Source organism: Streptomyces sp. NPDC050263, from assembly GCF_040655955.1.
In the GTDB taxonomy this organism is placed as follows: Bacteria; Actinomycetota; Actinomycetes; order Streptomycetales; family Streptomycetaceae; genus Streptomyces.
In genome coordinates this window covers 20,848-27,994 of record NZ_JBFAKW010000125.1, presented here as the reverse complement: position 1 = coordinate 27,994, position 7,147 = coordinate 20,848, and the positions used below count along the sequence as shown (strand labels likewise).

Annotated in this window: 6 protein-coding genes; 4 read left to right on the top strand and 2 right to left on the bottom strand. The window is 64.6% G+C overall.

Annotated elements, in window-relative coordinates:
• The first annotated feature begins 106 nt into the window (after positions 1-106).
• Both AB0J04_RS37045 and AB0J04_RS37040 read left to right on the top strand, forming a co-directional pair.
• Positions 107-712: a hypothetical protein gene (locus tag AB0J04_RS37045; protein ID WP_363173008.1), complete on the top strand. Its 606-nt coding sequence runs from the start codon at positions 107-109 to the stop codon at positions 710-712.
• Positions 713-739: 27 nt separating this feature from the next.
• Complete coding sequence (locus AB0J04_RS37040) at positions 740-2,041, top strand: DNA sulfur modification protein DndB (protein WP_363173007.1); 1,302 nt, start codon at positions 740-742, stop codon at positions 2,039-2,041.
• 75 nt (positions 2,042-2,116) lie between these two features.
• On the opposite strand, the gene AB0J04_RS37035 is transcribed toward AB0J04_RS37040, so the two are convergent.
• Positions 2,117-3,355: a DUF6236 family protein gene (locus AB0J04_RS37035; protein ID WP_363173006.1), complete on the bottom strand. Its 1,239-nt coding sequence runs from the start codon at positions 3,353-3,355 to the stop codon at positions 2,117-2,119.
• Positions 3,356-3,556: 201 nt separating this feature from the next.
• Here AB0J04_RS37035 and AB0J04_RS37030 point away from each other — a divergent pair, with 201 nt between their 5' ends.
• Positions 3,557-4,492 (top strand): DUF5655 domain-containing protein, encoded by a 936-nt coding sequence (locus AB0J04_RS37030; protein WP_363173005.1) that lies wholly within the window; start codon positions 3,557-3,559, stop codon positions 4,490-4,492.
• A gap of 95 nt (positions 4,493-4,587) precedes the next feature.
• Here the strand turns inward: AB0J04_RS37030 and AB0J04_RS37025 are convergent, their stop codons facing one another.
• Positions 4,588-5,337: a site-specific DNA-methyltransferase gene (locus tag AB0J04_RS37025; RefSeq protein WP_363173004.1), complete on the bottom strand. Its 750-nt coding sequence runs from the start codon at positions 5,335-5,337 to the stop codon at positions 4,588-4,590.
• A 631-nt stretch (positions 5,338-5,968) separates the two neighbouring features.
• On the opposite strand from AB0J04_RS37025, the gene AB0J04_RS37020 reads away from it, so the two are divergent.
• Complete coding sequence (locus tag AB0J04_RS37020; protein ID WP_363173003.1) at positions 5,969-7,108, top strand: C40 family peptidase; 1,140 nt, start codon at positions 5,969-5,971, stop codon at positions 7,106-7,108.
• Positions 7,109-7,147: the final 39 nt, after the last annotated feature.

The following is a 7,147-nucleotide window of genomic DNA, read 5'->3' as shown; positions in this document are numbered from 1 at the left end:
TCGGGCGAGTATACCCTCATCACCATAAATGACTCCTTCTGGCCGGTCCCCTGCGGGGCCGGATCGAAGGTGTCCACCTACAAGGGGGAAGCCCCTGCCTTGAGGAATGGCGATACCAGACACCCACGAGCGCTCCGTCATCCGCCACCGCACTGAAGCCGGCCCTTCGCTGGACATCCGACTCGGCATCGCTCCCATGCTCGATGTCCCGGCCCACAAAGTCCTGCAGGACGACCTGGAGGAGCATGCCTCTCTCTGGGAACAAGCCCTCGCGGTCGAGAGCCTCGGCAGCGCACTACCTGACGAGGCCGGGCTTTACATGTTCGTCTGGCGCCCATCGATCAGGCTCGCGATGGCTGACGACTCACGGAGCAGCTTCCACCAGGTTCTCTACATAGGCCAGGCAGGTGGATCAGGACAACGTGGCAACACGCTCCGAAACAGGTACAAGGACTACAAGAAGCACCTTCGAGGCAACCCCGAGCACCTCTGGACCGAGGAGCCTCCAACCACCCGGGCCGGCCGACTCACGCACTACCTTGCCCTTCGCCCCCTGGAGTTCTGGTTCGCCACAGTTGAAGACCGCGCCAAGATCAAGAACCTAGAGGCCCGGCTGATCAACTTGTACAACCCACCTCTGAACAACCAGAACCGGCCGAAGCTGCGTGGCCGGCTCAGCAGCATCCCCCAACCGGCTCTGCGCGATAGCTGACTTCAGCATCCCGACATCGAGGAAGACATGGCATCCAAGACCTTCGTCCCCGCCTTCAAGGCCCAGGTGGGCAACTGGACCTACTACTCCTGCTTGATGAGCTACGCGCAGGTGGCGCGCGAGATCAACTTCGCGCATGAACTCGGGGGGAATCAGGACCTCGGCACCATGATCCAGCGAGGCGTCGGAACTCGCACAGCGCAGATCACTGACTACCTGCTCAGCAACGAGAACCGTTTCCTCGGAGCCATCATCATCGCGGTCTGGGGCGGGGATCCCAACTACCTTGAAGTATCGATGGACACGGACGACGCGAACCAGGCAGTTCTTGCCGGCCTCGACCGCAACTTCGGCGTCCTCACCTTCGATGGAACGCAACAGTTCTTCGCCCTCGACGGTCAGCACCGGCTCAAGGCGATCAAGGATGCGATCAAGCGGGACCCCGACTTGGGCGGCGAAGACATCAACGTCATCGTCGTACCCCACTTCGACACCCCGGACGGACGTCGACGCACTAGGCGGTTGTTCACCAACATCAACCGCAACGCCAAGAGCACCAACGCGCAGGAGAACATCGCGCTCGACGAGGACGACAGCTTCGCCATTCTCACCCGCCGCCTGCTCGACGATCACCCCTTCCTGAGCCGGGACAAGGTCGTCCTCGTGTTCAGCAAGGTCGGCCAGGATGGCGAACTGGTCCTCGCCCAGCGCTCGATCACCGCCACTAGCCCAGCCTGGAGCACAATCGGCGTGCTCTATGACGTCGTCAAGGAAATCGGCTTCGACCTCCCCTGCACCGCGGAGCAGTCGACGCAACGGGCTACGGACGATCTCCTCGACCAGAGCTACGACATCCTCGCGACTCGTGTCCAGGATCTCCTTGATGCCTGCGGGAACCTACGTCAGCGCTACCTCACCGCCCAGGCCCCCAAGGACGTGCGCGCACCGAAGGGCCGAGATGGAGCCGGCCACCCGTTCATGCGCCCGGCAGTCCAGGTGCAAGTTGCACGGGCCGTACGACACATCCTGGAACAGGAAACACTGGAGTGGGAAGAGCTGATGAAGCGCCTGTCAGCCCTGGACTGGAAGATGTCAGCAGCGCCCTTCTCATCCATGTGGATCGAGACTCCTGAGGGGAAGCAGCAGGGCAAGATGGCCAGCGGTAAGGACCACACCCAGCTGCTCTACGACCTGCTTCTCGTCCACCTGGCCCCGCGCACAAAGGTACAGATCAGTAGGGCACTTCGTTCCTACTCCGACCTCATGAAGACCAAGTACCCGGTCCCGGTGGAGTCGTTGACCGCCCTTGTTCCGATCGAGGCTGACTGAATCAACCAGTGCCTCAAGTGCCGCATTAGATCCCGCCGCTGTGCCAGGGCATCCGCTGCTCTGGCGAGGACACGATCACACACCCGTACCGACACCCCGGGCGAGGCTCCGGGAGATGCGTTGGACGAGTGACGCGGGTTGCAGGTTGCGCTCAATCCTGAGCAGGTAGCCGACCGGGGAGTTGCGCAGCTGCGTATCACGGGCTTCTGCGGTTGCCTGGCGCATCGTAGCTGCGCCAAGAGCTACTCCGGCTGCGGTCACGGGCCCCTGGCCAGCCACGGTCGCGAGCAGTGTGGTGAGGGATCCAAGCTCGAATTTGTAGTTCATGATGCCGGTGGCTGTCTTGAGGTGCAGCCCGTTCATGGCCTTCCGGAGGTCTTGCAAAGGTGACTTGAAGCGGCTCTCGAAGTCGACCTTGAGGTGTTCCCTCAGCGCCTGGGGATCCTCGATGCCAGCAAGGTTCACCTCCAGGTCGGAGGCGGCAGCGGAAACCGCGCTGGTGAAGGCCGTGAACTCGGCTTCGTAGCGCTGCCGCAGGTTGATGATCTTCTCGACAGGCACGTCGTCGAGGCTCGCCGGCAGCACGAATTTCAGCGCCATGAGCCCGATGTGGCGGGCGAAGTCGCTGTCTACTGCCGGGGTCCGCCGGTCCAGAAGGGCCTCAGCGATACGGTCGGTGTCCCAGCCGTCCGTTGCGCTGTGGGCGGCGACCTGGTCGGTAGTCGGTGCGTAGCGCGTGCGTCGGGCCAACTCTTCGGTGAGCGCGCACTTGTAGACCCACGCCAGAGTGGGGTCGGTGGCAACCCATCGCAGGAAAAGCGGGTCGGCGAGCCGGGATCGCGTGGTTGCGACGGCGAGTCCTGAGTCGAAAAGCGCGCTGCGAAGTCCGGGCTCGAGCTCGTCCCAATAGAGGCCGGCGAGCGGGCGCATATCAACCGGCAGCGTGAGGTGATCGGTCTGCGAAGTCGGCTCCACCGTCACTACGGGGGAACTGCCGCCTACGTGGGGAGGTTCGTGGGACGAGTTTGTCTGCATGCCACGCGCTGCATCGGCCAGGTAGCGCTCGCGCAATTCGGTACCGTGATCATTCAGGACACGCAGAAAGCGCGGAGCGACCGCTTGGGCAGCTTCCTGCGGATCGACGTCCACGAGGAAGTCCAGCTCGGTGCGGAGAGCGGTCGCCGTCTCGTGGTCGACGACCGGAAAGCCGCGGGGAACCACCCGTGCCATGCGAGGCCAGTAGAGGGCGGCTATCTTCATCCATTTCTCGTCCCGGAAATGGATGTACGGGTAGTAGAGACCGATGCGTTGCACCGCGGTCCTTCCTGGCTCACCATCACTCGTATCGCCAGCCCGGGACCTCGCCTCAGCGGTTGGCCGACGGCCTCCACCATGGACATCCACCGGGCGGCGGTGATCTGCAGTACATCACGAAGCACCCGCCCGCCCGGAATACTGCCCGACCCTGGGGCGATTGTTCGATGGAAGGTGCTGGGGTGAACGGGGAGGGAACCGGTGAACGATCTGAAGCTGTTCCGCGTCATGGATGGCCGGTCAGTCGAGGTCGCCGGCTCGGCAGTGGCGCTGGAGCGCCATCTGCAGACGCTGATTGAGGCGAACATGGAGGCCATGCTCGGGATCCGGTTCCTGGCCTCGGAGTACGCCACCGGCCCTCGCCACCGCGGGAGGATCGATTCACTCGGCCTCGACGAGAACAGCAACCCGGTCATCGTGGAATACAAACGTTCGAATGGTAAAGCGGTCATCACACAGGCCCTGTCGTATCTGGCGTGGCTGCGAGATCATCGGCACGAGTTCGAGAGCCTGGTGAAGAAGCGGCTGGGCGACGAGGCGGCTGGCTCGGTCGACTGGAGCAATCCTCGCCTAGTCTGCATCGCGGGGGATTTCACCGTGCACGATGTGAACGCCGTGGAGGAGATCGGACGCCGCATCGACTTGGTGAGCTACTGCGACTTCGGGGGAGGGCTCCTGGCACTGCAGCTTGTCGCCTCCATGGCGGGCTCCGCGACGCCGCCTCGGCTCCAGGCCGGTGCCATGAGTACCTCGTCCGTCCTGCCTGCGGGTGGCGGTTCAACGGTCAAGTCCGTGCGGCAAATCTTCGAGAGTGCCCCGGAGTCGCTGCGGGGTCTGTATGCCGACCTCGATGCGATGCTGAGCGGCCATGGCGATGTACAGAAGGAGTTCCAGCTCCACTACATCGCCTACCGCAAGATCAAGAATGTCGCCACGGTCCGCTTCCAGCCCCGGAGCCACACGCTCGTGGTGCGGCTCACGGTCGATCCGGACACGGTCGAGCTGTGCGGGGGCTTCACTCGTGACGTGCGAGGGATCGGGTGTCTGGGTACCGGCGACTTGGAGGTGCGGATCCGGTCCCAGGAGGATCTGGCGAGGGCCGGCGACCTTGTTCGGCGCAGTATCGGGGGAAACTGATCCCAGGAGTTGGGGGTGTTCGGGTCATCGCTACGTCGATGACCCGAACACCCCCATTTTTGATTCAGTTGTGATGTTTTGGCATGCTTCTGGTCTCATTCTTCGGGTCCTGCCAGCTCGAAGTCCTCCTGGGTGAGGGCATTGCGAAGGCGCTGTTCTGCGATGTCGGCGTAGTGCTCGGAGAGTTCGGCGCCTATGAACTGGCGGCCTTCTCGCAAGGCGGCGACGCCGGTCGTTCCTGAGCCGGTGAAGGGGTCGAGGACCGTTCCACCTGGCGGGCAGATCTTGACCAGCTCCTGCATGACTTCGACAGGCTTCTGCGTAATGTGCACGCGGCCCTTCCGGGGCTGGCTCGCCGTGTAGAGGCCGGGCAGGTAGACGGGGTTGCGGTTGGCGTCGACGGGTCCCTTGGTTCCCCAGACGATGTACTCGCACGACTGCTTGAGCCGGCCCTTCTGCGGCCGGGAGACCGGCTTGTGCCACGAGGCGATCCCCCGCCAGGTCCACCCGGCGGCCTGGAGCGCGTCCGTCGTCGTCGGCAACTGCCGCCAGTCGGTGAAGACGAGCGCGGTGCCGGACTCGACGGTCGCGCGATAGGACTCGGTAAGCAGGAGGGTGAGCCAGAAGCCGTACGAGCGCTGGTCTCGGTTCTCTCCGGGGAAGTTGGCGAGGTCGTGCTCGGCGTCGGCCGAGGTGTACTTCGCGCGCGCGGAGCGACCAGTGCGCTCGCTGCTCGTTCGGCCGCCGCTGTTGTAGGGCGGGTCCGTGATCACGGCGTCGACGCTGTTGTCGGGGATGCCGGCGAGGGCGGTCAGCGCGTCGCCTCGGTACAGGGTGTACGGCATTGCGCGGTTCTCTCTTTCAGGGAGGCGGTCGTGCGCGTATTTCTCCGTTCGGGGAGGGCTGCGCACGTCGGCATGGGTCGCTCCGCGGAACTACGGAAGCAGCTTCCAGGCCGAGCAATGCGCTGGAGGTTAACCCCGAATTCCGGCCGCACCCAATGAGTCGGCTCTGCGTTCAGCAACCTGAAACCGTCCGAGGCACGGGTTGTTTGGTGCGGCCGGTTTTCGTCTCTACAGTCTCGCCGTGTTCGCAGGACGGGATCTGGTTCCGCCCCTGCTGAGCTGTGTCGATGTGTGCTGTTCCGTCCAAAGGGCAGCGTGCCTTACACCTCACCGACTGGCTTCCTAATCGGCGAAGGGGACTCCCCATGTGGCGAGTGAGATTACGAGCGCGGCTGGCTGCCGCTTTCCAGTGAGGAGCCCAGCGGCCGGGAGTTAGCAGCTCCCGGCCCTGGTTTCCCTGCCTCCCTCAGGGATTGCAAATTCATAACCGGCGCGGTGCTGGTGGCCTTTTCGACGAGAACGCCTGTGCCGCGCTGCCTACGAGTAAGGAGCTGCCGATGCAGCATGCCCAGGCGCGCCCATCCCCAGGACCAAGTTCCCTGTCCCGTCAGCCGGCGTTCGGGCCACGCCCGTGAAGAAGGTCGTTGCCATAGCTGGGGCCGTGGCGCTCGGCCCGACGTTGTTGATAGCGCCGGTCGCTGTCGCTCTCGCTGGTTCCAGCAGTGCCCAGGCCTCCTGTTCCGCGGACGGTGCACAAGCTGTGGACAGCGCGGCGGTCGCGAAGCAGGTGGAGACGATCCTCAAGGGCGACGGCAAGGGGTCGGTGTCCGTTTCGGGGCTGGATGATCCCGAGGAGCAGATACCGAACGCCAAGACGATCCAGGCCACCGGTGTCGCGATGAACGTGCCGACGCGGGGGCAGATCGTGGCCCTGGCCACGGCTCTGCAGGAGTCGGGGCTCCAGAATCTGGATTACGGCGATCGGGATTCGCTCGGTCTCTTCCAGCAGCGTCCCAGCCAGGGCTGGGGTACGGCTGCGCAGGTTCGCGATCCGGTGCATGCCTCGACGAAGTTCTACGAGGGCCTGCTCAAGGTCTCGGGCTGGCACTCGATGACTATCGCCCAGGCCGCGCAGGCGGTTCAGAAGAGCGGTTTCCCCGATGCGTACGCGAAGTGGGAGCCGCTGGCCACGGCCCTCCAGAAGGCCATCGCCAAGTCGCAGGGCCAGAACGGGAGTTCCGGCAAGGACAGCGACACGGGCGGTGCCGTCGAGCAGGCGGCTGCCTCGACGGCCGGGTGCGGCGCTGGCGAGGACGGGTCCTCGTTCGGCCCGATTCCCGCGGGAGCCGTCCCCGACCGGTACCAGATCCCGGCGAGTGCGCCCAAGTCGGTGCGTACGGCGATCCGTTGGGGGCTCGGTCAGCTCGGTACGCCGTATCAGTGGGGCGGCACGTGCTCTGCTCCGCACGGCCAGGACCCGTTGGGCCGGTGCGACTGCTCCTCGCTGATGCAGGCGTCGTACAAGGCCGGCGGTGTCTCGATCTCCCGGACGACGTATACGCAGGTCAAAGAGGGCAAGGCGGTCAGCGTCGATGCCCTCAAGCCGGGTGACCTCCTGTTCACCCGCGGTCCGGCCGAAGTGCCGGAACACGTCGGGATGTTCATCGGCCAGGGGCTGATCCTGCAGGCCCCCAAGACCGGCGACGTGGTCAAGATCTCGACCCTCGCCGACTGGCGTGCAGACATCGTCGCCGCCCGCCGAGTCGTCTGACCGGCTTCTTCTCCCCCTCCCCTCGCTCAATCCCCTCCC

What these genes read in the sequence shown, in the direction of transcription:
- AB0J04_RS37045 (WP_363173008.1), top strand. Translation starts at nt 107, where the DNA reads ATGGCGATACCAGACACCCACGAGCGCTCCGTCATCCGCCACCGCACT.
- AB0J04_RS37040 (WP_363173007.1), top strand. Translation starts at nt 740, where the DNA reads ATGGCATCCAAGACCTTCGTCCCCGCCTTCAAGGCCCAGGTGGGCAAC.
- AB0J04_RS37025 (WP_363173004.1), bottom strand. Translation starts at nt 5,337, where the DNA reads ATGCCGTACACCCTGTACCGAGGCGACGCGCTGACCGCCCTCGCCGGC.